Here is a 25,544-nt window from a genome sequence, read left to right on the forward strand (position 1 = left end):
TCAGGAGATGTTGAGGGCGGTGTCGTCGAGGACGAAGTTCGTGGTGCCGCCGTTGGCGTCGGTCTCGGTGCCGGTGAACTTCAGGGTGACGGTCTGGCCGGCGTAGGGGGCGAGGCTGGTGGTGTGCTGGGTGTAGCCGGTGTTCTTGTTGAGGTTGGAGTAGCTGGCGAGGGTGGTCAGGACGGTGCCGCTGGTGTCGAGGATCTGGACCTTGAGGGTGTCGGGGGTGGCGGTGCTGGTGCTCTCGGTGGTGTCGATGTGCAGCCAGTAGGAGAACGCGGCGGTGGTGCAGCTGGCCGGGATGGTGACGGTCTGGGCGACGGTGTCGGTGTCGGCCTTGCCGTCGCCGTTCAGCCAGGCGGTCCAGCTGCCGGAGTGGGAGGGCTCGTCGGCGGTGTCGTTGTTGATCGGCGACTGGCCGAGCGTGGACGTCTGGACCCACGGCGCGGTGGTGGTGCCGTTCTCGAAGCCCGGGTTGCCCAGCAGTTGTGCGGCGGTGCAGCCGGTCGTCCCGGAGGACACCGTCAGCGTGTAGCCGGTGCTGTGCGAGCCGGACGCCGCCGTACCGGTCACCGTGAGCGGGTAACTGCCGGCCGCGACCGAGGAACTGGTGGACACGGTCATGGTCGAGCTGCCGCCGGAGCTGATCGAGGCCGGGCTGAAGCCGACGGTCACACCCGAGGGTGCCCCGGAGGCGGTCAGTGCGACGGACTCCGCGCTGCCCGCGGTCACCGCCGTGGAGACGGTGGCGGTGGCGGCGTTGCCCGGGGTCACCGAACCGGAGCCGGGGCTGGTGGAGAGGGAGAAGTCACTGGAGCCGGTGCCGCTGCCGACCGTGGCGGGGTTCCAGTAGTCGCCGGCCATCACGATGTAGACCAGCATCTTGATGGTCTCGCCGTAGTAGCCGTCGCCGAACGGGTTGGTGCCGAGCTGCTTCCAGATCGCGTCGGTCCAGGCCTGGTCGCCGGAGGCCATCGCGGCCGGACCGACCGAGTCGCCGGCCTCCTCGGCCTGGGTGTCGCCGGAGATGTTCCCGTTGGCGCAGTTGAGCTTGATGTGCGGCTGGACGTTTGCCGGGTTGCCACCGGACAGGGACTTGGTACAGGCCGACTCCTTGGTGGCCAGCCCGTACTCGGTCGCCGCGACGCCGGTGCCGTTCTCCAGCGCGTCGGTGCCCATGTGCCAGGGGACCCGGATGGAGTTGTAGCCCACGATGTTGTCGGGCTGGTTCTCCTGGTAGTTGGCCGGGGCGGGTTGGGGGCTGGTGGTGTTGGCGTTGACGACGAAGTCGGAGAGCAGGCCGGAGCCGGCGGAGTAGGCCTTGGAGTACTCGGTGTCCAGGGCCTCGGTCCTGGTGATCACCTTGTTCCAGTCGTGCGCGGTGTCGTAGGCGGCGAAGGCCCGCAGGTGGTCGATCATCTGGTCGCTGGGGCGGGTGTCGGTGGTCGGCCCGTCGTCCTCGCACTTGAGGTGGCCGTCGGGGGCCACGTCGTTGGCGTAGAAGCTGGCGAGCCAGGACTTGGCGTCGGCGGTGTAGCCGCCCCACTGCTTGTCGGCGAGGATCAGGCCGTAACCGATGTCCAGGTCACCGTCGGTGGCCGCGTCCGGGGTGCCACTGGAGTAGTACTTACAGGTCTTGCCGTCGAGCTGCCACTGCATCAGGCCCCACTGGTCCTTGTGGTCCTTGACCAGTTGCCAGAGGCCGTTGAACTCGGTCTGTGCGTTGGCGTCGTAACCGGCCATCAGCGGCACGATGTTCATGCCGTAGCCCTGGCCCTCGGAGACCGGGCCGTTGTTGGTGGCGTCCGAGTCGCCCTTGGTGGAGATGTAGTACTCGTTCGACGCGCAGCCGTGCACCAGGTAGGTGGCCTTCCAGGAGTCGTACTGCTTCTCCACCGCCGCGTCCCGGCTGGCCGCTGAGGCGGAGGGCAGCACGCCGACCTTGTAGGTCTGGTGCTGGGGGAAGGGCTGCGCCGGAGTCGTCGACGCGCTCGCGGGGGCGCCGCCGATCGCGACAACTCCCAGTGCTGCGCACGCGCTTGCGGCCACTGCCGCGAGTACGCGCTGGACGGGTCGTGCCATCTGGACTCCTTCGTGGGGGAAGAGGAGAACGGGCCAGAGCCAGGGGGTCAGTTAGTTAGGAAAGCTTCCTAACTCAGTCGCCTCACAGGATTCTGCCCTTGAGAGGCTCGCGTCAAGAGGCAGGGGCGAGATCCTTCCGGCCGCGGGCCGCCGTCTGCGGTCCGGCGCAGGTGAGCGGTGTCACGCGGGTCGACGCTGTTCCCCCGCACTCGACCGGGGCATGATCACGAACGTCGAACCATGGCCACCACAGGGCGAACAACGGCGAGCAATCGCGAGCAACTGCGAAGGGATGTGGCGGATGTCCGGCGAGGAATCACGCGAGCGCGCGGCACGGCTGGTCGAGTGGCAGGCCGAAGCCTGCGCCGAACTCGGCTCACGGCTCTCGGCAGAGCTGCTGCTCGCGGCCGCCGCCGACGTCCGGGCCGGTGGCCCCTGCGCGGACGCCCTGGCCGGGTACGAGGACGCGCCCGGGATGGACGCCATCGCCCTGCGGCTGCTGGGCGCGGTGCACGGGCTGGTGCTCACCGGACGTGCCCCGGAGCTCGCCCGCTACTACCCGACCGCGGGCGGCGCCTTCACCCCGGACCAGGCCACCGAGGCCGGGGACGCGTTCCGCGCCGCCGTCGCGGCGGAACTCCCGTGGGTCCGCGACTGGATGACCCGTCCGCCGCAGACCAACGAGGTCGGCCGGGCCAACCTGTTGATCGCCGGGCTGCTCCGGGCCACCGGCGGCACGCCGCTGCCGCTGCGGCTGTTCGAGCTCGGAGCCAGCGCGGGCCTGAACCTTCGCCCCGAGCGGTTCCGCTACACGGCGCAGGGAGCGGACGGCGCCGAGGGGTTCGCCTGGGGCGATCCCGGCTCGCCGGTGCTGCTCGCGAACGGCTGGACCGACGGCGCGCCCGGGTGGCTGACCGCCGCGGCGGCCGAGCGCCCGGAACTCACCGTGGTCGAGCGCCAGGGCTGCGATCTGACCCCGATCGACCCGCTCTCGCCCCACGGTGCGCTGGCGCTGCGCGCGTACGTCTGGGCGGACCAGGCCGACCGGCACGCTCGGCTGGAGGGCGCGCTGCGGCTCGCCGCCGCGCTGCCGTCCCCGGTCGTGACCTGCGGCGCGGCCGAGTTCCTGGCCGGTGTCGAGCTCAAGCCGGGGACGCTCACGGTGGTCTGGCACTCCGTCATGCGCCAGTACGTGCCCGCCGAGGAGTGGGCGCGGGTGGACGTGGAACTGGACCGGCTCGCCGCCGCGAGCACGCCGGAGGCCCCGTTCGCGCACATCGCGTTCGAGCCGGTCCGCGAGGACCACCGGCTGCGCTTCCGGCTCACCGTCCGGGAGGGCGCGGGGGAGCGGGTGCTGCTCGCCGAGAGCGCCCCGCACGGGCTGCCGGCCCGGGCGTTCTGAGCGCTGGGCTGCTGACGGCTGTCAGTCGGCGGCTGCGACGGACTTGGCCCAGCGCATGTCGGGCTTGCCGGTCGGGGTCCGCTGGACCTCGGCCACCAGGTGCAGCCGGCGCGGCACCTTGTAGCCGGCCAGGTGCGCGCGGCAGTGCTCCTGCAACTGCGGCAGTGTCAGTTCGCCGACCCCGGGACGGGCCTGGACGACGGCGACGACGGTCTCGCCCCAGCGCTCGTCCGGCGCGCCGACGACCACCGTGTCGTACACCCCGGCGTGCGACTTGATCACCGACTCCACCTCCTCGGGGAAGATCTTCTCGCCGCCGGAGTTGATGCAGGAGGACCCCCGCCCCAGCAGGGTGATCCGGCCGTCCTCCTCGCGCCGGGCCCAGTCGCCGGGGACGGAGTAGCGCAGCCCGTCCGGCCCGGTCCGGAACACCTCGGCGCTCTTCACCGGGTCGCCCAGGTAGCACAGCGGAACGTTTCCGCGCCGGGCCAGCCGGCCGACGACGCCCGGCGGCAGCGGGTTGAGCTCGTCGTCCACGACCTCGGAGTCGCCAATGGCCTTGGTGGTGACCCCGTCCCCGGAGCCGTCGGCCGCGGCGGCACCCTGGCTGATCCCGCCGGCGCCGCCCTCGGACGAGCCGATGGCGTCGCTGAGGTAGAGCGTCGGGAAGCGTTCCAGGAAGCGCTGTTTCACGGGGGTGGAGAACAGCGCGGCACTGCTGACCAGGCCCATGAAGGAGCCCAGGTCGAAGCCGGTGTCCGGGTCGTCGAGGGCCTCGACCAGCGGACGGCCCATCGCGTCCCCGGTGATCATGACGATGTTGGCCCGCTCCGACTCCACCAGCTGCCACACCCGTTGTGGCTCGAAGCGGTCCAGCAGCACCGCCCGGTTGCCCCTGAACAGTTGCTGCATCAGGCCCCACTGGGTGGCGCCGTGCATCAGCGGTGCGATCGGGAAGAAGGTCAGCGGGTTGTCGTAGGCGGTGCCGACGATCTCCTCGGGGGTGGCCATCCGATGCCCGGTGGTGACGTCGATCCCGCCGCCGAGGGCGAAGAAGACGTCCTCCTGGCGCCACACCACGCCCTTGGGCAGCCCGGTGGTGCCGCCGGTGAACAGCAGGTAATGGTCGTCGGGAGAGCGAGGCCCGAAGTCCCGCTGCGATCCGCCGGACGCGACGGCCTTCTCGAACGGCACCGCGGCGAGAGCGGCGGATCCCGCCGACCCCGCCGACCCCTCGAGTCCGGCCGCACCTGTCGGCTCCGCACCCTCCGGGCCCCCTGCCGGCTCCGTGGTCGTGTCGTCGATCACGATGAGGTGCCGCAACCCGGGCAGACCCGGGGCGACCTGGGCCACCCGGTCCGCCCAGCGCTCCTGGTAGATCAGCACCACCGGCTCGGCCATTCCCAGCAGGTAGGCGAGTTCGTCGGCGACATAGCGGTAGTTGACGTTGACGCAGACCGCGCGGATCTTGCAGATGGCCAGCAGTGACTCCACCCACTCGGCCCGGTTCAGCGCATACACGCCGACCCGGTCACCCGGCCCGACCCCGGCCTCGGACAGGTGGTGCGCCAGCCGGTTGGCGCGCTCCTCCAACTCCGCGAAGCTGCGCCGCTGGACGGCCGGGCCGTCGGCGACCGCGCAGGTGACCGCCTCGCGCTCGGGGAAGTGGTCGACCGCTTGCTCGAACAGGTCAGCCAGGTTGAATTCCATGCGCGGAGAGTAGGAGCGGGGACCGGAGAACTCCAGAGTGCTGACAACCTTGAAAACCTGTCGCCAAGACTGCAACCTGTTCTAGATCTGACGATGCGTCATGACCCAGCGGAATGAAGGGCGTCGGTATGAGCAGCACGGAACATCTGGTCACGGAACGGTACGGGGCGACGATGGTGCTCACCCTGAACCGGCCCGAGGCCAAGAACGCGTTCTCGATTCCCATGCTGGTCGGCCTGCACGACGCCTGGCTGGAGGCCGACGCCGACGACGACATCCGCTCGGTGGTGCTGACCGGCGCGGGCGGTGCCTTCTGCGCCGGAATGGACCTCAAGGCGCTGGCCGCAGGCGGCTTCGCCGAGGACGATCCGTACCGGGCCCGCCTGGCCGCCGACCCGGACCTGCACTGGAAGGCGATGCTGCGGCACTACCGCCCGCGCAAGCCGGTGATCGCCGCCGTCGAGGGCGTCTGCGTGGCCGGCGGAACCGAGGTGCTGCAGGCCACCGACATCCGGGTGGCCGCCGAGTCGGCCAGCTTCGGCCTGTTCGAGGTCCGGCGCGGACTGTTCCCGGTCGGCGGCTCCACCGTCCGGCTGCAGCACCAGATCCCGCGCACCCACGCGCTGGAGATGCTGCTCACCGGCCGCCGCTACAGCGCCGCCGAGGCCCGCGACATCGGGCTGGTGGGCAGCGTCGTCCCGGACGGCACGGCGCTCAAGCGCGCGCTGGAGCTCGCCGAGGCGGTCAACGAGGCCGCGCCGCTGGCGGTGGAGGCGGTCAAACGGTCCGTGTACGAGACCGCGGCGCTCAGCGAGGCGGAGGGACTCGCCCGGGAGCTGGAGATCGGCTGGCCGATCTTCGCCACCGAGGACGCCAAGGAGGGCCCCCGGGCCTTCGCCGAGCGCCGAGCGCCGGTCTACCGCCGCCGCTAGCGGCCGTCCGGCCCGGGTTCGCCTTCCGGGGCGGGCGCCGGCCGCCCGGCCTGTCCGGGGCCGCGGCCCCTCCCGTCCGGTCGCCGCTCCTCCCGTCAGGGCACGCCGCTCCTCCCGTCCGGCCGCGCCGCTCCTCCCGTCCGGCCGCGTCGCTCCTCCCGTCCGGCCGCGTCGCTCCTCCCGTCCGGCCGCGCCGCTCCTCCCGTCCGGCCGCGCCGCTCCTCCCGTCCGGCCGCGCCGGCCCGTCGCGAAGCGGCCTCGCACCACGTCCGCCCGCTCACGTCCCTGCTCCTCACGTCCGCCCCTTCGGAGAATGCCGAGGCCCGCCATGCCCGAGGTGCTCAGCGCACCCCTGATCGTCGAGTTCCCGTTCACCCGCTCCACCGGCCCGGTCCTCGGCGCGTTCCTGACCGGACTGCGCGAACGCGTCGTCCTCGGAATCCGGGGCAGCGACGGCCGGGTGCTCTGCCCGCCCGCCGAGTACGACCCGGTCACCGCCGCGGAGCTGACCGAACTGGTGGTGCTCCCGGACACCGGCACCGTCACCACCTGGGCCTGGAACCCGCGTCCGCGCCCGTTCCAGCCGCTGGACACCCCCTTCGGCTGGGCCCTGGTCCGGCTGGACGGCGCCGACACCGCGCTGCTGCACGCGCTGGACGCACCCGCGCCGGACAGCGGCGACCCGTGCGCGGTCCGCACCGGGCTGCGGGTCCGGGTCCGCTGGGCCGCGGAGCGCAGCGGCGCCATCACCGACATCGCCTGTTTCGAGTCGCTACCCGCAGAGGAGCAGACGTCATGACCAGCGCCGCCGACCTGCTCGCCGCCGTCGCCGCAGACGCCCCCGCGCTCGCGGGGGTGGAACCGGTCACCCGGGTCACCCTCCCGGCCCGGCTGGCCTACACCTACACCCCGGGGGCGGCCCAGTCCCGGTTCCTGACCGGCCTCGCGGACAAGCGCCTGCTCGCGGAGCGCTGCCCGGTCTGCACCCGCGTCTACATCCCGCCGCGCGGGGTCTGCCCCACCTGCGGGCGGGCCACCACCGAGCAGCTCGAACTCCCGCATGTCGGCACCGTCACCACCTTCTGCATCGTCAACATCGCCGCCCGCGGCCTGAACATCGAGGTCCCCTACTGCTACGCCTACGTCCTGCTGGACGGGGCCCATGTCGGGCTGCACGCGCGGATCGGCGGCATCCCGCACGACCAGGTGCACGTAGGCCAGCGGGTCGAGGCCGTCTGGGACGACGCCAACCTCGGCCCGAGCCTCGCCGGGATCAGCCACTTCCGTCCCACCGGCGACCCCGACGCCGACCCCGACACCTACCGGAGCTGGATGTGACTGCCGCAGCCAAACCGTCCCCGCTCTCCGGCGAGCGGGACGTCGCCGTCGTCGCCTTCGCCCAGAGCACCCACCAGCGCAGCACCGACCAGCTCTCCGAGGTCGAGCTGGTGCTGCCGGTCCTCCAGGACGTACTCAAGCAGACGGGTCTGACAACCGACCGGATCGGCTTCACCTGCTCCGGCAGCAGCGACTACCTGGCCGGCCGGGCCTTCTCGTTCACCATGGCCCTCGACGGGGTCGGCGCCTGGCCGCCGATCTCCGAGTCCCATGTCGAGATGGACGGCGCCTGGGCGCTCTACGAGGCCTGGGTCAAGCTGCGCACCGGCCAGGCCGACACCGCGCTGGTCTACTCGTACGGGAAGTCCTCGCCCGGCAGCGTCCGGGACGTGCTGACCCGTCAGCTCGACCCCTACACGCTGGCCCCGCTCTGGCCGGACTCCGTCGCCCTGGCCGCGCTGCAGACGCAGGCCCTGATCGACGCCGGGATCACCGACGAGCCGGCGCTGGCCGCCACCGCCGTGCGCAGCCGCCGCGCCGCGCTCGGCAACCCGCACGCGCAGCTGCGCGGCAGCGCGGACGCCGAGGCCCTGCTGCGCGAGCCGTACGAGGTGCGGCCGCTGCGCCGGCACGACTGCCCGCCGGTCAGCGACGGCGCCGCCGCCGTGATCCTCGCGGTCGGCGACGCCGCCCGCGCACTGCATCCGCGTCCCGCCTGGATCCGCGGCATCGACCACCGGATCGAGGCGCACCAGCCCGGCGTGCGGGACCTCACCGAGTCCCCGTCCACCTGGCTGGCCGCGATCCACGCCGGGGCGTTCGACGCCCCGCCCGACACCGCCGAGCTGCACGCTCCGTTCACCGGCCAGGAGGTGGTGCTGCGCCGGGCGCTGGAGCTGAACGACGCGGTCGCGGTCAACCCGTCCGGCGGGCCGCTGGCCGCCAACCCGGTGATGGCGGCCGGCCTGATCCGGATCGGCGAGGCCGCCGCCCGGATCCACCGCGGCGAGTCGCGCAGGGCCCTGGCCCACGCCACCTCGGGCCCCTGCCTGCAGCAGAACCTGGTGGCCGTCCTGGAGGGGGAGCAGCAATGAGCAGCCCGACAGCAGCATCCGCACGCGGGGCACGCACCGGCCAGGAGCCCGTCGCGGTGGTCGGCATCGGCCAGACCAGGCACGTGTCGGCCCGTCAGGACGTCTCGATCGCGGGTCTGGTCCGGGAGGCCGCGGTGCGGGCCCTCGCCGACGCCGAACTGTCCTGGGCCGACATCGACGCCGTCGTGATCGGCAAGGCCCCGGACTTCTTCGAGGGCGTGATGATGCCCGAGCTCTACCTCGCGGAGGCGCTGGGCGCGGTCGGCAAGCCGATGCTGCGGGTGCACACCGCCGGTTCGGTGGGCGGCTCCACCGCCCTGGTGGCCGCGAACCTGGTCGCCGCCCGGGTCCACGGCACGGTGCTCACCGTGGCCTTCGAGAAGCAGTCCGAGTCCAACGCCATGTGGGGGCTGTCGCTGCCGGTGCCGTTCCAGCAGCCGCTGACCGCCGGCGCGGGCGGGTTCTTCGCCCCCCACGTCCGCGCCTACATGCGCCGCACCGGGGCACCGGACCACATCGGCTCGCTGGTCGCGTTCAAGGACCGCCGCAACGCTCTGAAGAACCCCTACGCCCATCTGCACGAGCACGGTCTGACGCTGGAGAAGGTGCGCTCCGCGCCGATGCTCTGGGACCCGATCCGCTACTCGGAGACCTGCCCCTCCTCGGACGGCGCCTGCGCGATGGTGCTCACCGGCACCGCCGGAGCCGCCAGGGCACCGCGCCCGCCGGCCTGGGTGCACGGCGGTGCGATGCGCAGCGAGCCGACCATCTTCGCCGGAAAGGACTACGTCAGCCCGCAGGCCGGCAAGGACTGCGCCGCCGACGTCTACCGCCAGGCCGGGATCGCCGACCCGCGCCGGCAGGTCGACGTGGTCGAGATGTACGTCCCCTTCTCCTGGTACGAGCCGATGTGGCTGGAGAACCTCGGCTTCGCGGCCGAGGGCGAGGGCTGGAAGCTGGTCGAGTCGGGGGTGACCGAGATGGACGGCGACCTGCCGGTGAACCCCTCCGGCGGGGTGCTGTCCAGCAACCCGATCGGGGCCTCGGGCATGATCCGCTTCGCCGAGGCGGCGCTGCAGGTGCGCGGAGGGGCCGGGGAGCACCAGATCGACGGCGCCCGGCTGGCCCTGGGCCACGCCTACGGCGGCGGCGCCCAGTTCTTCTCCATGTGGCTGGTCGGCAGCGAACCGCCGACCCGCTGACCCGGCCGGCCGGTCCCGGCGCGTGCGGAACCGTTCGAGGGGTCGTCCGACGACCGTTCGAGACCTGCCGGGGTACCCGCTCGACCACCCTCGGCCACTGATCCGGGTGCCCCTCGCGGGATGCGTCCGAAGCCTGTATTCAGTCGCTTCGATCCGGTTACAGTGAAATCACGAGACGGGAGGATCACGACGTGGCAAGCGACGCGTTCTTTGGTGACAGTGCGTTCGGTGACAACGCGAGGGCCGGCGTTCTCACCCAGCCCAGTCCGTTCGACGAGGTGACCGACGGCCGGAAGCCGCAGCTCGACCTGACCAGGGCCGAGTGGCTGTCGAGTAGTAACGGCGTGGGTGATGTGCAGATCGCCTTCGTCGAGGGGTACATCGCCATGCGGGACGGGCGCAGTCCCGACGGCCCGGCGCTGATCTTCACACCGGCGGAGTGGCGGGCGTTCGTCCTGGGCGCGCGGGACGGCGAGTTCGACCTGACCTGACGGGCCTGACCCGACCGGCCTGATCTGACAGCGACGACGGATGCGCCGCGCCGACCACCCCCACGGGGCCGACGCGGCGCATCCTGCGGTCCGTGCCTCGCACACCCCCACGCGGCGGGGCGAACGGACCCGTCCACCGGGACGCGACCGAACTGGTCACGTCGATCGATGGACGTGCTTTGGTGGTGTGGGCGCAGCAGAAGTCCGACCGAAGTGCTGTGGGATGCCGATGACGGACGATCAGCGGACACACGGTCGGGTGGGTGTCACCGACAGCGGGTGGGCGTCACTCGCTGCAGGTCGACATGACCTCTGCGGACTAGCCGTGCTGATCTCCCCATGACGCTGACCGTAATCGGGTTGTGACACGTTCGTCAACTGGCGTCCCGATCGTTGGATGGCGGACGACCGGTCCTGATGATCGCCGGATGACCGGTCGGCGACCCCTCGGCGAACACCGGACGCGCCCCCGGGGGCCCGGGCTGCGCACGTGCCGATGCCACGTACGATGTCGGCATGGCTTTCCTTCGCCGCCGCTCCGGCACACCCGCAGGTCCGGACTTCGACGTTCTCGCGATGGACCCGGACGACTGGCCCGGCGACTTCGGGGCAGCCCTGCTGGCCGACCCCGAGGACGGCAGCTGCCAGGGCGTCTTCCTGCACTACGACCTGCTCGGCGGGCGCGGCCCGTCCATGCTGATCGGCAACCTCTGCGAGGGCTCGCCGGCCCGCGACCCCGAGGACGGGGTTCCCTTCGAGGTCAGACAACTGCTCGCGGCGATCGGCAACGACGAGCCGGTGGGGGTGCTGGACCACGAGGACTTCCCGGTGCTGCTCGGCGACGATCTGCTGATCGTGAAGAAGGTCAAGCTGACCGAGAGCCGGGTGTCCTGCGTCCAGTTCGGCCGCAGCGACGGCGTCCAGGTCACCGTGGCGACCTGGGACCGGCCGATCACCGAGGACCTCTACCAGCTGCTGAAGCCGCTGCCCGCGGAGATGTTCAAGGCCTGACCGGCCATGAACGGCCCGGTTCGGGCATGATCGGCGCCGGAGCGCTCCGTCCCGGACGGAGACCGCACGCACCCCCAGCGCAGACAGGTCCCGCAGGCCGGAGGTCCGCATGACGACCACTTACCAGTTCCCCGCCGTCGCGGACGCCGTCGCCCGGCTGCCCCGGGTGGTGGACCTGCTCGCCGCCCGCGCGCAGGAGCACGACCGGGACGCCGGCTTCCCCTACCAGGGCATCGAGGCCGTGCACGAGGCCGGTCTGCTCACCCTCACCGTGGCCGAGCGGCACGGCGGGGCGGGCGGCGGGCTCGCGGACACGGTCCGGGTGCTCGTCGAGCTCGGCCGGGGCGACCCCTCGGTGGCGCTGCTCTGCGCCCAGACGCTGCTCGCGCACGCGCAGCAGACCGGAGCACACCCGTCCTCCCGCTGGCCCGAGGGTGTCTACCGGGAGCTGCTGGCCGACTCGGTGCGCGGCCCGGCCCTGGTCGGCAGGCTCCCCGGAGCCGCCACGGCCAGTGCCCGACTCGAGGGGGGCCGCTGGATACTGACGGGGCGTAAGACCGGGGTGCCCGGCGCGGAGGCGCTCGCCTGGATGGCGGTGACCGCGCGCACCGAGGAGGAGCCGCCCCGCGAGGGGGTGTTCCTGGTCCCGGGCGACAGCCCGGGGATCCAGGTCGAGCCCAGCGGGGACCAGCTGGGCCTGCGGGCCAGCGCCAGCCACGACGTGCTGCTGCTCGACGTCGCCGTCGATCCGGAGGCGGTGCTCGGGCTGCGGGCGGACCGGCAGCCGGGTCCCGCGCACGTTCCCGAGGCGTGGGCGAACATCGCCGTCCCCGCGGTCTACCTGGGTGTGGCCCGGGCGGCGAGGGACTGGCTGGTCACCGCCCTGCGCCGGGGCGACGCCGATGCCGCGACCGTGGCGGCGGTCGGCCTGGTCGAGGTCGAGCTCACCGGCGCCGAGGAACTGCTGCTCTCCGCCGCCGGGCGGGTCGACGACAGCGCCCGCGACACCGCTCACGACACCGACCGGGACGGCGGCAGCGACCGGGACGGTACCGATCGGGACGGCGGCAGCGGTGAGGCGTTGCGGCGCAGCGCGGCGGTCAGGATGCTGGCCACCCGCGCGGCTGTCGGCGCGGTGCAGCAGATCGTGGCCATCAGCGGCAGCGCGGGACTGAGCCGCGCCAACCCGCTGGAGCGCCATCTGCGGGACGTCCTGCACGCGCACACCCTGGACCCGTCCGACGCGGAACTGCTCCGCGCCGCCGGAAGGCAGGCTCTGGGCGGCAGCTGACCTGCCGCCGAGCAGCCGGCGCTCGGCCCCCGGCCGGGACCGGGTTTGAGCCCGTCCGCGGTCAGCGGGTGCCGACCGCGGCCCGCACGGCCCGCCGGGCCAGCGCCGCGTCCTCGTGCAGCCGACGGATCAGTATCCGCTGCTCCTCGCCGGCGCCGGGCACGTCGTGCAGCCGGATCTCGCGCATCAGCACCAGGATCAGGTTCACCAGGAAGGCGTCGCGCGGCAGTGTCCCGGAGGACTGGGCGACCTGGCTGATCTGCCGTCGTGCCGCGGTGTCGCCGGAGAGCACGGTCCACAGCACCGCGAGGTCGTAGCCGGGGAGGTACCAGCCGGCCAGCTCCCAGTCCACCAGGACCGGACCGGACGGGGCCAGCAGCACATTGCTGAGCAGCGCGTCCCCGTGGCAGAACTGCGGTCCGGTGTGCGCGAGTCCGTGCAGCAGGTGCTGGAGGTCGCCGGCGTCACGGTCGGTCAGCAGACCCACCGCGTGGTAGCGGGCGATCTCCCGGGGGTAGTCCAGCGGCGCGTCGAACGAACCGGTGGGCGGCCGCCACAGGTTGAGTGCGCGGAACGCACCGAGGATGGCGCGCATCTCGCCCGGCGTGGGGGTGTTGACGGGGTGGCGCTCCCGGGCGGCGGGGCGTCCCGGCACCCGCTCCATCAGCAGCACGCAGCGGTCGGTGTCGGCGGCGACCAGCTTGGGCAGCCGCGCCGGCGGCCGCTGCCGGACGAAGGTCCGGTACGCGGCGACCTCACGGCGCATCAGCTCGGCGGCCTCCAGCCGGGCCCGGGTGGTCTCCCTCCCGACCGCCGGGGCAAGGCACTTCGCCACCACCGGGGTGCGCCCCGCCGTCCCGGCGACCAGGATGTGCGTGTCGTCCTCGCGCAGCAGCTGGCGCGGGACGAACGCTGGACATATCCGCGCGACACCGCCCAGCGCGGCCCGCAGCGCCGGGGACTGCTCGGCCGGGTTGTCCAGCCGCGGCATCCTGGCGGCCTGCGCGGCGGCGGGGCGCCCGGTCCCGACCATCCGCCGCGCACCGACCGGCTGCTGCCGCAACGGCTGTCCGTACGGGTCGCGTTGCTCGCGCAGCCGGGGGTCGGTGCGCGGATCGGCGCCCGGCGCGGGACGGTGGCGCGGTGCGGTGACCCGGGGACTCGCTGTGGTGGCGGGGGAGAGCGAAGGAGAGTACATGGGTGGTTCCGGGTCCCTTCCTGGCGGGCTGCCGCCGGCGGGCCGGGGGTGGCCTGCCGCGAGTCGGATCTGGAGGGGCCCCGGGCGGCGCACCCTGGGGAGTGCGCCGCCCGGGGAGTCCCCGGGGAGCGAATTCGGAGCTTTCGCCACCCCTCGCGCCACTCCCGAAACGCCCTCTGCCTCCAGCAACGCGCCGCAGGTGGAGGAGTGTTCGGGGTGGTGCGGTTCTACATCACACCCGGCGCGTACTGGCGCATCAGTGGGCGGACCCTGGCGAACCCTGGCGAATGCTCGCCTGGCACATGACGCACGGATAGCCTCGAAAGCGCCGAGGAACCTGGGGGCTTGACGTGAACAGAGGACCCAACACCCGATTCGCCGACCTCTTCGCCATGACGGGGTGGTCGAAAGGCGAGCTGGCGCGATTGGTCAACCGGCGTGGCGCGTCGGCGGGACAGCAGCAGCTGTCCACCGACACCTCGCGGGTCCGGCGCTGGATCGAACGGGGCGAGATCCCGCGCGATCCCGTGCCACGGGTGCTGGCTGCCCTGTTCACCGAGCGGCTCGGCCGTGTTGTCACCACTGAGGACCTCGGGTTCCAGCGACACCGGCACTCCGCGTCCGACGCCGCCGATCCGGCGACGTCGGACACCTCCTCCTGGAAGCCGGAACGCACCGCAGAGGTCCTCACCGAGTTCACGGGAATGGACCTCATGCTGAACCGACGCGGACTGATGGGCGCGAGCACCGCGCTCGTGGCGGGTGCGACCATCGCGAACCCGCTGCACGACTGGATGACCGGCGCGGACCGGCTGACGACCGGGGCGGCCGGGCGATCGGCCGCCGCCGTGCGCAGCCCCGGCGCGGCGGCGCTGCCGGCGACCGACTTCTACGAGGCCGGGCCGGTGGGCCTGGACGAGGTGGAGGCCCTGGAGACGTCGGTCGACGTGTTCCGGGCCTGGGACGCCTCGCGCGGTGGCGGCCTGCAGCGCAAGGCCGTGGTGGGCCAGCTCAACGAGGTGGGCGGGATGCTGACCTACCGTCATCCGGAGGCGCTGTCACGGAGACTGTGGACGGTGGCCGCCAACCTCTCGGTGCTGGCCGGCTGGATGTCCCACGACGTGGGCCTGGAGCCGACCGCCCAGCGCTACTTCGTGATGGCCGTGCACGCCGCGCGCGAGGCGGGGGACAAGCCGCGCGCGGGCGAGGCGCTCTCCCGCGCCGCCCGGCAGATGGTGCACCTGGGCCGGCCGGTCGACGCGCTGGACCTGATGCGGGTGGCGGAGACCGGCAGCGGCGAGCGGAACCTGCCGCGCACCCGCGCCATGCTGCGCACCGTGGAGGCCTGGGCGCAGGCCTCGATGGGCAGGACCCAGGCCACCCGGCGCACCCTCGGCGAGGCCGAGGAACTGTTCTCGCAGGACAAGGGCGACCCGGGCCCGAGCTGGCTGCAGTTCTTCGACCGGGCGGACCTGCACGGCATGGAGGCGCTGGCGTACCGGACCCTGGCCGAGCACGATCCCTCGGCCGCGCCGCTCGCGCAGTACCACGCGCAGCAGGCGCTGGACCTGCGGGTGAACGGTCACGAGCGGTCCAAGCTGTTCGACTACCTGTCGATGGCCTCCGCCTGCTACATCGCCAACCGTCCTGACGAGGCCGGCAACTACGCGCGGATGGCGCTGAACTCCACCCGCGAGATGTCCTCGCACCGCACCTGGGACCGGCTGCGTGAGATGTACCGGCTCACCGGCCGGTACGACCAGCTACCGGAGGTCCAGGCGCTGCGGGCCGAGATCCGCGGGGCGCTCCCGCAGCCGCCCCGGTCCCTGGCGGTCTGACACTCACGCGGTCGCAGATCCCGACATCCGAGCGGACCAGGACCGAGCGGACCAGGACAGCACAGTTCAGGACAGCACAGTTCAGGACAGCACAGTTCAGGACAGCCGTGACTCCGTCACGTCCTGGACCTCCAGCCGGATGGACCGGACGGTGCCGTCCGTCCCCTGCTCCGGCCTGCCCGCGCAGTGCACCGTGCACAGCGTGCCGTCCGGTCGGGCGACCCGGAACCAGGTGTCGATCCGTCTGCCGTCGACCAGTGCGGCGGTGAGTGCCCCGGACAGTGCGGGGCGGTCGTCCTCGTGCAGGTACGCCGGCAACTGGTCCAGGGTGAGCGGGCCGAGCGCTGCGTCACGCCCGAAGATCCGGAACATCTCCGCGGACCACACGGCACGGTCCTCGGCCAGATCCCACTCGGCGTCCGCCACGTCGGCCCGGACCGACGCCCGGCGGGACGCCACGACCTCCACCATGAGCCCCGCCTTCCCGCGCACCCGTGCCAGGCGGCGCTCCAGTGCGGCCAGCTGCTGATGCGCCGCGTCCAGGTGCGCCCGCACCTCGGCGACGGCGGCGAGCAGTGCCCCGGTCGACGCCGGTTCCGTCGTGGCGTCGACCGGAGCGGCGGCGTGCTGTAAGGGGGCGTCCTGTGAGGCGGCGTCCTGTGAGGCGGCGTCCTGTGAGGCGTGGCCTGCTGCCTGGTCTGCGGGTTCGTCCGCGGCCTGGGAGTGCATGGCTTCCCGTGGTGCTGTCCGCTACGGCTTGGAGTCCTACGACTACGACTGTGGCACAGCCGCGCAGTCGCCGTGCGGCCTTTGGGTGAAGTCGAACCAGATGTGCTGTTGGCATATGTTCGGACTGTTGACAGCCGTCCCGCCTGCCCCAGGAGGCACACCCACTGCCACATACCGACCGAAAGGTGCACGGGAACGCGCCCGACCGCTACCATTCCGGCTGCGGAGCGGCTCCTATCCCTCAGCCGGTGCTCCTCAGGTGCCGTCACGACCGGTTTCACCGAAATTCCTTTGCCACCAGGACCGCCGCAACGGATGCTGACCTCATGTTCGAGCCCGCGATAGCGCCCAGCGCCTCCCTTCTCGGCCTGCTTCAGCGGGGCCGAGGGGACGGCACCCTGCACGCTCTGGCGGCCGAGCGTCTCGACGCGCTCGCCGCTCTGGATGAGTGCGTCACCAGAGACCCCCGTCGTGACTGGCGGGTCGAGAACCGCTCGCTCTACTACGCACGCCTCTACATGGAGCTGGAGGCGCCGTTGCAGGGGCTGGAGGACCATCTCTTCCACGTCGAGGACCTGCTCGACGACGACGAGTCACGCACCGGGCTGACCCTCGCCGTGCTCGGCCGGCTGGCCGGCTACGGCCGCCGCGACGCCCTGCTGCTGCTGCGCCGCTACGCGAGTGCCGGCGGCAACTGGGCCTGGGCCCTGGACGAGCTGGCCGTGCGCGAGGACGACGCCGCCCTGGCCCCGCTCGCCGGAGCCGTGCTGGCCCGTTTCCCGGCCGGGCCCGAGGGCGACGCCGCCCTGCGCGCCGCGATCCGTGACGCCTACGAGCCCCGCCCCTGGCACGTCTGGGCGCAGACCGAGCCCCGGGTCGCGGCCGCCATCGAGCAGGCGCCGTTCGACCTGTGGCAACGGCAGCTCGACCGGACCTCGTCGGCCCCCGACTGGAGCGTCGAGGCGGTTCTGGCCTGGGCCGACGACCCGTCCGCGGCCCGGCCGACCGGTTCCGGCTCCGACCGCTCCGGCTCCGGCGTCACCGGCGCCGCCGATTCGCGGCACGGCTACGACCCGGGCAACCCGGAGTCCTTTGTCCGCCGTGCCGCCGCTGCCGCGCGCTGCCTGGGCGCGGTGGCCGGCCCGGAGGACCTCCCGCTGCTGCGGGAGGCGGCCCGCGCGGGGCAGGACGGCGCCCGCTGCGCCGCGCTGCGCCACCTGGCGGACCACGACGACGAGCAGGCCCCGGCGCTGATCCAGCTGGCGGCCGCCGCGGTGTCCCGGCTCACCGCCGATTTCGCCCTGGCCACGTTGGCCCGGATGCGTGGCGACCGGATCACCGGCTGTGCCCGGGTCTGGGCCGCCGATCCGGACGGCGGCGGGCTGGCCGACGCCGCCGCCCAGCTGCTCGCCTGCCTCGGCGCGGCGCAGGACGCCCCGCTGATCGTGGCCGCGCTGCGGCGCTGGGTCTACCGCAACGGCGCCGACGGCGAGGGCCTCGGCGTCCTGATCGACGGCGTGGGGCGGCTGGCCGCCGTCGCCGCCGTCCCGGTCCTGCGCCATGTGTACGCCGAGACCAGGTGCTCGCAGCTGCGCGGCGGTGCCGCCCGCAGCCTCGCCGCGACCGACCCGGTCTTCGCCACCGGCGCGGCCGTGGAGTGCCTGTGGGACTGCGAGGAGGCCACCCGCGAGCTGGCCGCCCGCCATGTGTTCACCAAGGGCGACGGGAAGGTGCTGGACCGCCTGCGCCGCCTGGCCGCCGACCCCGGCGAGGAGGCCGAGGTGCACGCCGCGGTACGGGGCCGGCTCAGCGCGGGCTGACCCCGGGCAGACGCCGGGCCGACTCGGGCCGGCTTTCGGACCGGCGGCGGCCGAAAGCGGGCCACACGGGGCGCGCCGTGCGGGCGGGCCGGGAGCGGCCGGGACGTGGCTGAGGTGTGGCCGGGGCGTTGCCGAGACACGGCTGACGCCCTGCTCGGGCGAGGATTCGGACGTCGTTCGCTCGCACGAAAGATCCCTTTGGCCGTACGCACGCCGCGCCTCGGAATAACGCAGACATGCGTGTCGCCCTGGTCACCGAATCGTTCCCGCCGGACATCAACGGCGTCTCCCACTCCGTCCTGCGCACCGCCGAACACCTGGTGCGGCGCGGGCACCAGCCACTCGTCGTGGCCCCGGCTCCGGCCTCCCCTCCCACCGCCGCCGACCCCTGCCGGGTGGTCCGGCTGCCGGCCCTCCCGCTCCCGGGCTACCCCCAGGTCCGGCTGGCGCTGCCCAGCCGCCGACTGGAGCAGCTGATCGCCGGACACCGGCCGGACGTGGTCCACCTGGCCAGCCCGTTCCTGCTGGGTGCCCGGGCCATGATCGCCGCCGACCGGCTCGGCATCCCCGCCGTCGCCGTCTACCAGACCGACCTGGCCGGCTACGCCCGGGCCTACCGGGCCGGCAGCGGGCTCGGCGAGGCGGCGGCCTGGCGCCGCATCCGCACCGTGCACACCGCCGCCGCCCGCACCCTGGCCCCGTCCACCCCGGCCGTCCAGGACCTCACCGCGCACGGTGTGCCGAGGGTGCGGCTGTGGCCGCGCGGCGTGGACTCGGTCCGGTTCCACCCCCGGCACCGGGACGAGGCGCTGCGCCGCAGCCTGGCCCCGGACGGCGAGCTGCTGGTCGGATACGTCGGCCGGCTCGCCCCCGAGAAGCGGGTCGACCTGCTCTCCGGGGTGTGCGGGATGCCGGGGGTGCGCCTGGTCGTCATCGGTGAGGGCCCCAGCGAGCCGATGCTGCGTCAGGCCCTGCCCGGCGCGACCTTCCTGGGCCGCCGTACCGGTGACGAGCTGGCCGCGCTCTACGCCTCCCTGGACCTGTTCGTGCACACCGGCCCGATGGAGACCTTCTGCCAGACCATCCAGGAGGCGATGGCCAGCGGGGTCGCCGTGGTCGGACCCGCCGTCGGCGGTCCGCTCGACCTGATCGGGCACCACCGCACCGGGCTGCTGGTGCCGCCCCGGGACGCCCGGGCCGTCGCCGTCGCCGTGGCCGCGCTGGTGGGCGACCCGGCCACCCGCGAACGCTACGGCGTGGCCGGCCGCGCGGAGGTGGCCGGACGCACCTGGGAGAGCGTGGGCGACCAGCTCATCGAGCACTACCGGGAGATCCTCGCCGAGCAGGGCCGCGATCGCGCCGCCGCTCAGCGCGTCGGGTTCCTCGGCCCCGGCGCCGCGCCCGGTATGAGTGGCGCGACCGTCGACACCGAGGGGGCGGCCGCATGACCGCCGCCGGCCTCCGTATCGTGCGGATCGCCAACTTCGTCACCCCGGTGTCGGGCGGTCTGCGCACCGCGCTGCAGCACCTCGGCGCCGGGTACCTCGCCGCCGGGCACGAGCCGGTGCTGATCCACCCGGGCCCGACCAGGACCGACCGGGAGGACACCGCCCAGGGCCGGGTGATCACCCTGCCCGGCCGCACCGTGCCCGGCACCGGCGGCTACCGGGTCCTGCTCGACCGCCAGGCACTGGCCGACCTGCTGGCCGAGCTGCGCCCGGACCGGCTCGAAGTGTCCGACCGGACCACGCTGCGCTGGACCGGAGGCTGGGCCCGCCGGCACGGGGTACCCGCCGCGATGGTCTCGCACGAGAGCCTGGACGGCCTGCTGCGCACCTGGGGCCTGTCCGAGTCGCTGGCCCGCCGGGCCGCGGACCGGCTCAACGCCGGGACGGCCCGCGACTACCACTCGGTCATCTGCACCACCGACTGGGCCGCCGCCGAGTTCCACCGCATCGGCGCCCGCAACCTCGCCTACGCGCCACTCGGCGTCGACCTGAGCCGGCGCCATCCGCGGCACCGCAACGCCGCCGCCCGCGCGCACTACGCCAGCCCCGACGAGATCCTGCTGGTGCTCTGCTCGCGGCTGTCGCCGGAGAAGCGACCGGGCCGCGCCCTGGACGCCCTCGCCGAGCTGCGCCGTCGCGGCATCCCGGCGGTGCTGGCCGTCGCGGGCGACGGGCCGCTGCGGCGACGGCTGGCCGCGCGGATCGAGCAGGAGGGCCTGCCGGCCCACCTGCTCGGCCACCTCGCCTCCGTCGACGGCCTGTCGACACTGCTCGCCAGCGCGGACGCGGTCATCGCCCCCGGACCGATCGAGACCTTCGGCCTCGCCGCGCTGGAGGCGCTGGCCTGCGGCACCCCGGTCGCCGTGAGCGCCTCCTCCGCGCTGCCGCAGATCATCGGCGACCCCGCCATCGGCGCCGGGGCGGTTGCCCCGGACACCGGCCCCGGCTTCGCCGACGCGGTGCAGCGCATTCTCGACCGGCCCGAGACCGTCCGGCGTGCGGCTGCCCGCAGCCGGGCCGAGTCCTTCGGCTGGGACCACGCCGTCGCCCGATTCCTCGCCGCCCACCGGGCCGCACCCGCGCCCGTCCCGCAGGGAGCAGCTCCGTGACCGCCGCACAGCCGATCACCCCTTTCCGCATGGTCGCCCTCGGTGACTCCCTCACCGAAGGACTCGGCGACCCGCATCCCGATCCCCTCCGGGCCGGGGCCTGGCGCGGCTGGGCCGCGCTGCTGGCCGACAGCCTGCGGCTCTCGCCGGAGGCCGTCGACCTGCGCAACCTGGCCACCAGCGGCGCGCGTGCCGCCGATGTGCGGGAGCGTCAGATCCCGGCGGCGCGCGAGCACCGCCCGCATCTCGCGACGGTCATCGTCGGCGTCAACGACACGCTACGGGCCAGCTACGACATCCACGCCCTGGCCGGTGACCTGGACGCCGCGCTGGGCGCCCTGGCCGCCGAGGGCAGCACCCTGCTCACCGCCTGCCTGCCCGACCCGGGCCGGATGCTCCGGCTGCCGGGCCCGCTGGCCCGTCCGCTGGCCCGCCGGATGCACAGCGTGAACCAGGTGGTGCACGCGCTCAGCGCCAAGCACGGGGCGCTGCACCTCCATGTGGCCGACAGCTCCTGGGTCGACGACCCGCGGATGTGGAGCGTCGACCGGCTGCATCCCAGCGAACGCGGGCACCGCGCGCTGGCCTGCGAGTTCCACGCCCTGCTCAGCGCCGCCGGCGAGGCCACCGGCACCCCGCCGGACGCCGAGCCGCTGTCCGCGCCGCCGACCCTGACGGCGCAGATCTGGTGGATGGCCACCCGGGGGACCCGCTGGGTGCTCGACCGCTGCACCGACCTGCTCCCGGACCTGCTGCGACTGGCTGTCGCCGAGGCCCTGCAGCGCGGCCGCGGCGCGCAGCGGCTCGACCGCGAGGCGGCCCGCCGGACCGCCGAAGCCCTGCAGGCGTTGCACGCCCCACACGTCCCGCAGGCGCTGCACGCCCCGCAGCCCGCACCGTTCGGACCGGCCACGCAGAGCGAACAGACCGAGCAGGTGGGACGGGCCGTGCCGATCGGCTCCGCCCCGCACGGCGGCACGGAGGAGTTGCGGGCCGTCAGCTGATCCCGGCCGCCCGTACGCAGAGCACGCTCGGCAGGTGCTCGGTCAGCAACTGCCAGCTCTCGCCCTCGTCCGCGCTGCCGTACACCTCGCCGTTGCGATTGCCGAAGTACACGCCGACCGGGTCGGCGTCGTCGGTGCACAGCGCGTCGCGCAGCACCACGCCGTAGTGCTTCTCCTGCGGCAGGCCCTGGTCCAGCGGTTGCCAGGTCTCGCCCGCGTCGCTGGTCCGGTAGACCCGGCAGCGGCGTTCCGGAGGCAGCCGTTCGTAGTCCGCGACCAGGGGGAACACATAGGCCGTCCCGGCCCGGCGGGGGTGCGCCACGATCGTGAAGCCGAAGTCCGCGGGCAGTCCGGCGGCGATGGAGGTCCAGTGCTCGCCGGCGTCGTCGCTGCGGTAGACGCCGCCGTGGTTCTGCAGGTACAGCCGGGACGGATCGCCGGCGTCGACGGCGACCTTGTGCACGCACTGGCCGAACTCCGGGTAGTGGTCCGGCTGGAAGCGCGCCTCGATCCCGGTGTTCGACGCCGACCAGTTCGCCCCGGCGTCCAGCGAGCGGTACACGCCACCGGTGGACACGGCGACGGTCAGCCGTTTCGGGTTCTCCCGGTCGACCAGCACGGTGTGCATCCCCTGGCCGCCGAATCCGGCGCCCCAGTCCTTGCGCTGCGGATGCTCCCAGAGGCTCTCGACCATCGCGAAGGACTCGCCGCCGTCCTCCGAGCGGAACAGCGCGGCGGGCTCGGTGCCGGCATAGACCACACCCGGTTCGGCGGGTCCGGCCGGCTGCAGTTGCCAGACCCGCTCCAGCGAGGTCTCGGTGGACTTGGGGAATTTGACCGCCGCGGCCGACGGTTCCTGCCAGCTCTCACCCAGGTCGTCGGAGTGGAACACCGAGGGGCCCCAGTGGCTGCTGTCCGCCCCGACCAGGATCCGGGGCCGCCCGCCCCGGCGGTCGACGGCCACCGAGTAGACCCCCTGCATCACGAAGTGCGGACCGGTCCAGGACCACTCCCGGCGGTCCCCGCTCCGTCCCAGGAACAGCCCCTTCGCCGTACCGACGGCCAGAAGTACCTCACCCACAGCTGATCACCTCGTTCGGTCGGGTCGGGATCACTTGGTCAGCATGCAGTCTTCTCGCTGTTCGTCCCGTTGTCCTCCCGGCGAGCACATGTTCACCTTCCCGTGCGATAGAACCGAACAGACGTTCCAGGTGTCGCCTGTGCGGCGGCGGTCAGATCCGCTGCGGGGACGACTCCCACCACGGGATAACCCCCGGTGGTGGGGTGGTCGGCGAGGAACACCACCGGCATCCCGTCGGGCGGCACCTGGACCGCGCCCAGCACCATCCCCTCGCTCGGCAACTCGCCGCGACCGGCCACCCGTTCGAGCCGCGCGCCGCGCAGTCGCAGCCCGATCCGGTTGCTGGCCGCGGAGACCTCGTAGCAGGTCGTGCCCAGCAGCCGCAGCGCGTCGGGGGTGAACCAGTCCGTGCGCGGGCCCGGATCCAGCCGCAGCACCAGCTCGCGCGGGGGAGCGGGCAGCGGCAGCGGGTCGATGACGCAGGGCGGCCCGATCGCCGGGCCCACCGGCAGCAGCCGCCCGGTGACCAGCGGGGCGGGCCCCAGTCCGGAGAGCAGGTCGGCGGACCGGCTGCCCAGCACCGGCGGCACCGTGATACCGCCGCCCAGCGCCACATAGCAGCGGACCCCGGAGACGGCCGTCCCGACGTCGAGGACTTCCCCGGCGGCCAGGGCGACCGGCGCGCCCCAGGGTGCCGGCCGACCGTCCACCCGGACCGGCGCGGGCGCCCCGACCACCGCCGCCACCAGCGGTTCCAGCGCCCGCAGCGCCACCCCGCCCACGGTGGTCTCCAGCACCGCCGCCCCCGAGGGGTTGCCCACCAGCAGGTTCGCCAGCCGGTGGGCCTCCGGGTCGAGGGCGCCCGCGCGGGGCACGCCCAGCGCCGCGACACCGACCCGGCCGGCGTCCTGCACCGTGGTCAGCGGACCGGGCCGCACCACCTCCACCGCCCTCATCCGCGCTCCCCGGGGGTGTGGTGCTCTTCGGAAGTCCGGAGCTCGTCGGGCGTGTGCCGCTCGGCGGGCGTGTGCCGCGCGTCGGTGGTAGGGGGCTCTTCGGGGACGAAGCGCACCCGGGTGCCCGGCCGCAGCAGCGCGGGCGGCTCCGCCGCCGGGTCCCACAGGGTCAGCCCGGTACGCCCGAGCAGCTGCCAGCCGCCGGGGGACGCGCTCGGGTACACCCCGGTATAGGTGCCCGCCAGCGCCACCGAGCCGGTCGGCACCCTGGTCCGCGGGGTGGCCCGGCGCGGCACCGCGAGCCGCTCCGGCAGGCCGGTCAGATAGGCGAAGCCGGGTGCGAAGCCGCAGAAGGCCACCCGGAACTCGCAGCCCGCGTGCAGCCGCACCGCTTCGGCCGCGGAGACCCCCCACAGCGCGGCGACCTCGGCCAGGTCCGCCCCGTCGTACACGGTCGGCACCTCCACCAGCGGCCCGACCGCCGCGGCGGACCCGGCCTCGGGCACCCGCCACCCCTCCAACTGCCGTACCAGCGGCTCGACCTGGGCCACCCCGTCGAGCAGCACGGTCCGCGCGGCCGGCACGATCTCGGCCACCGGGCCCAGCCGCCCGTCCTCCTGACGCATGGTCAACTCACGGTACAGCGCCGCGACCTCGTCGTCGCTGTCCACCTCCAGCAGCAGCGCGGTACGCCCCATCCGCCGCACCCGCACCCCGCCGGCGCCCCCCTCCGTTCCCGCGCCGCTATCCGCTCCCGCGCCGCCGCCCCCGTTCGTGCCCCGGGCCATGCCTGCGCCGCCACTGCCCGTGCCCCGGGCCACGCCCGCACCGCCACCGCCCGCGCCGCCGCCCGCGCTCGGGACCGTGGTCCCGCTCATGCGAAGGCCGCCAGCCGCACGCCGGCCGCCTCCAGGCCGGCCCGCACCCGCCCGGCGAGTTCCGCCGCGCCCGGGGTGTCGCCGTGCAGGCACAGCGACCGGGCCCGCACCGGCACCACCGTCCCGTCCACCGCCAGTGCCGACCCGTCGCGGGCCATCCGTACCGCCCGGGCGACCACCGCGTCGCCGTCGTGCACCAGCGCCCCCGGCTCCCTCCTCGGCACCAGCGTCCCGGCCGGGGTGTAGCCGCGGTCCGCGAAGGCCTCGCCGACCACGGGCAGCCCGGCCGCCTCCGCCGCGCGCAGCAGTGCCGAGCCCGGCAGGCCCAGCACCGGCAGCCCGCGCCCGTCCGCCCGCCGGTACGCCAGCACCGCGTCCACCACGGCGGCCGCCTGCTCCTCGTCCGCGACCACCCGGTTGTAGAGCGCGCCGTGCGGCTTGAGGTAGGCCACCACCGTGCCCGCCGCCCGCGCGAAGAGGTCCAGCGCGCCCAGCTGGTAGGCGATCTCGTCGGCCAGTTCGGCGCGCGGCACGTCCATGGCCCGCCGCCCGAACCCGGCCAGGTCCCGGTACGACACCTGCGCCCCGATCCGCACCCCGCGCGCCGCGGCCAGCTCGCAGACCCGGCGCATCGTGGCCGGATCCCCGGCATGGAAGCCGCAGGCGACGTTCGCACTGGTCACCACGGAGAGCAGGGCCTCGTCGTCGGTCAGCGTCCAGCGGCCGAAGCCCTCGCCGAGATCCGCGTTGAGATCCATCACCGGCTGCGTCACAGCACTCCTTCTCGCTGGGGGCCTTCCACGGGGCGCGTCCACTGAGGGTTCCACGGGGGCGCCGCCGGGACCATCCTCACGCGCCGGGCCCGGCCGT

20 protein-coding genes and 1 pseudogene are annotated in these 25,544 nt (G+C 73.8%); 13 read left to right on the forward strand and 8 right to left on the reverse strand.

Annotated elements, in window-relative coordinates; translation table 11 throughout:
• A complete protein-coding gene (locus ABH925_RS22430) occupies positions 1–2,082 on the reverse strand; it encodes a glycosyl hydrolase family 8 (RefSeq protein WP_370150545.1) in 2,082 nt (693 codons plus the stop codon).
• Positions 2,083–2,383: 301 nt separating this feature from the next.
• On the opposite strand from ABH925_RS22430, the gene ABH925_RS22435 reads away from it, so the two are divergent.
• Positions 2,384–3,484 carry a DUF2332 domain-containing protein gene (locus tag ABH925_RS22435; RefSeq protein ID WP_370150547.1) on the forward strand — a complete coding sequence of 367 codons (1,101 nt, stop codon included), beginning with the start codon at positions 2,384–2,386 and terminating at the stop codon, positions 3,482–3,484.
• 21 nt (positions 3,485–3,505) lie between these two features.
• Here the strand turns inward: ABH925_RS22435 and ABH925_RS22440 are convergent, their stop codons facing one another.
• A complete protein-coding gene (locus ABH925_RS22440; RefSeq protein WP_370150549.1) occupies positions 3,506–5,194 on the reverse strand; it encodes an acyl-CoA synthetase in 1,689 nt (562 codons plus the stop codon).
• Positions 5,195–5,322: 128 nt separating this feature from the next.
• Here ABH925_RS22440 and ABH925_RS22445 point away from each other — a divergent pair, with 128 nt between their 5' ends.
• The 7 genes and pseudogenes from ABH925_RS22445 to ABH925_RS22475 all read left to right on the forward strand — a co-directional run bounded on the left by ABH925_RS22445 (position 5,323) and on the right by ABH925_RS22475 (position 12,553).
• On the forward strand, positions 5,323–6,126 hold the full coding sequence (locus tag ABH925_RS22445; RefSeq protein ID WP_370150551.1) for a crotonase/enoyl-CoA hydratase family protein: 804 nt from the start codon (positions 5,323–5,325) through the stop codon (positions 6,124–6,126).
• 328 nt (positions 6,127–6,454) lie between these two features.
• A pseudogene (locus ABH925_RS22450) lies at positions 6,455–7,464 on the forward strand (Zn-ribbon domain-containing OB-fold protein).
• Positions 7,461–8,558, forward strand: a complete 1,098-nt coding sequence (locus ABH925_RS22455) for a thiolase domain-containing protein (RefSeq protein ID WP_370150553.1) — start codon at positions 7,461–7,463, stop codon at positions 8,556–8,558. The pseudogene ABH925_RS22450 and the gene ABH925_RS22455 overlap by 4 nt, the downstream one beginning before the upstream one ends.
• Positions 8,555–9,760, forward strand: coding sequence for a thiolase domain-containing protein (locus ABH925_RS22460; protein WP_370150555.1), 1,206 nt, complete (start codon positions 8,555–8,557; stop codon positions 9,758–9,760). Before ABH925_RS22455 ends, ABH925_RS22460 begins: the two co-directional genes overlap by 4 nt.
• Positions 9,761–10,038: 278 nt before the next feature.
• Positions 10,039–10,251, forward strand: coding sequence for a DUF397 domain-containing protein (locus tag ABH925_RS22465; protein WP_370150609.1), 213 nt, complete (start codon positions 10,039–10,041; stop codon positions 10,249–10,251).
• A gap of 516 nt (positions 10,252–10,767) precedes the next feature.
• A complete protein-coding gene (locus ABH925_RS22470) occupies positions 10,768–11,262 on the forward strand; it encodes a hypothetical protein (RefSeq protein WP_370150557.1) in 495 nt (164 codons plus the stop codon).
• A 109-nt stretch (positions 11,263–11,371) separates the two neighbouring features.
• Entirely contained in the window at positions 11,372–12,553 is a 1,182-nt protein-coding gene (locus tag ABH925_RS22475) for an acyl-CoA dehydrogenase family protein (protein ID WP_370150559.1), read from the forward strand.
• Positions 12,554–12,614: 61 nt separating this feature from the next.
• On the opposite strand, the gene ABH925_RS22480 is transcribed toward ABH925_RS22475, so the two are convergent.
• Complete coding sequence (locus ABH925_RS22480) at positions 12,615–13,751, reverse strand: aminoglycoside phosphotransferase family protein (RefSeq protein ID WP_370150561.1); 1,137 nt, start codon at positions 13,749–13,751, stop codon at positions 12,615–12,617.
• A 350-nt stretch (positions 13,752–14,101) separates the two neighbouring features.
• On the opposite strand from ABH925_RS22480, the gene ABH925_RS22485 reads away from it, so the two are divergent.
• Entirely contained in the window at positions 14,102–15,589 is a 1,488-nt protein-coding gene (locus ABH925_RS22485) for a hypothetical protein (RefSeq protein ID WP_370150562.1), read from the forward strand.
• Positions 15,590–15,685: 96 nt separating this feature from the next.
• On the opposite strand, the gene ABH925_RS22490 is transcribed toward ABH925_RS22485, so the two are convergent.
• A complete protein-coding gene (locus ABH925_RS22490; protein ID WP_370150564.1) occupies positions 15,686–16,318 on the reverse strand; it encodes a PAS domain-containing protein in 633 nt (210 codons plus the stop codon).
• A 326-nt stretch (positions 16,319–16,644) separates the two neighbouring features.
• Between ABH925_RS22490 and ABH925_RS22495 the strand changes: the two genes are divergently transcribed.
• The 4 genes from ABH925_RS22495 (at position 16,645) to ABH925_RS22510 (ending at position 21,759) form a co-directional block, all read left to right on the forward strand.
• Positions 16,645–18,138: a HEAT repeat domain-containing protein gene (locus ABH925_RS22495; RefSeq protein ID WP_370150566.1), complete on the forward strand. Its 1,494-nt coding sequence runs from the start codon at positions 16,645–16,647 to the stop codon at positions 18,136–18,138.
• Positions 18,139–18,374: 236 nt separating this feature from the next.
• Positions 18,375–19,586: a glycosyltransferase family 4 protein gene (locus tag ABH925_RS22500; RefSeq protein WP_370150568.1), complete on the forward strand. Its 1,212-nt coding sequence runs from the start codon at positions 18,375–18,377 to the stop codon at positions 19,584–19,586.
• Positions 19,583–20,755 carry a glycosyltransferase gene (locus ABH925_RS22505; protein ID WP_370150570.1) on the forward strand — a complete coding sequence of 391 codons (1,173 nt, stop codon included), beginning with the start codon at positions 19,583–19,585 and terminating at the stop codon, positions 20,753–20,755. The genes ABH925_RS22500 and ABH925_RS22505 overlap by 4 nt, the downstream gene beginning before the upstream one ends.
• Positions 20,752–21,759 (forward strand): SGNH/GDSL hydrolase family protein, encoded by a 1,008-nt coding sequence (locus ABH925_RS22510; protein WP_370150572.1) that lies wholly within the window; start codon positions 20,752–20,754, stop codon positions 21,757–21,759. The genes ABH925_RS22505 and ABH925_RS22510 overlap by 4 nt, the downstream gene beginning before the upstream one ends.
• On the opposite strand, the gene ABH925_RS22515 is transcribed toward ABH925_RS22510, so the two are convergent.
• The 4 genes from ABH925_RS22515 to ABH925_RS22530 form a co-directional block, all read right to left on the reverse strand.
• Positions 21,752–22,840 carry a WD40/YVTN/BNR-like repeat-containing protein gene (locus tag ABH925_RS22515; protein WP_370150574.1) on the reverse strand — a complete coding sequence of 363 codons (1,089 nt, stop codon included), beginning with the start codon at positions 22,838–22,840 and terminating at the stop codon, positions 21,752–21,754. The two genes, ABH925_RS22510 and ABH925_RS22515, sit on opposite strands and share 8 nt — an antisense overlap.
• 92 nt (positions 22,841–22,932) lie before the next feature.
• Positions 22,933–23,796, reverse strand: coding sequence for a biotin-dependent carboxyltransferase family protein (locus tag ABH925_RS22520; RefSeq protein WP_370150576.1), 864 nt, complete (start codon positions 23,794–23,796; stop codon positions 22,933–22,935).
• A complete protein-coding gene (gene pxpB, locus ABH925_RS22525; protein WP_370150610.1) occupies positions 23,793–24,494 on the reverse strand; it encodes a 5-oxoprolinase subunit PxpB in 702 nt (233 codons plus the stop codon). Before pxpB ends, ABH925_RS22520 begins: the two co-directional genes overlap by 4 nt.
• A 176-nt stretch (positions 24,495–24,670) precedes the next feature.
• Complete coding sequence (locus ABH925_RS22530) at positions 24,671–25,432, reverse strand: LamB/YcsF family protein (protein WP_370150611.1); 762 nt, start codon at positions 25,430–25,432, stop codon at positions 24,671–24,673.
• Between the last annotated feature and the right edge of the window lie 112 nt (positions 25,433–25,544).

It is taken from the genome of Streptacidiphilus sp. EB129 (assembly GCF_041262645.1).
Classification (GTDB): domain Bacteria; phylum Actinomycetota; class Actinomycetes; order Streptomycetales; family Streptomycetaceae; genus Streptacidiphilus.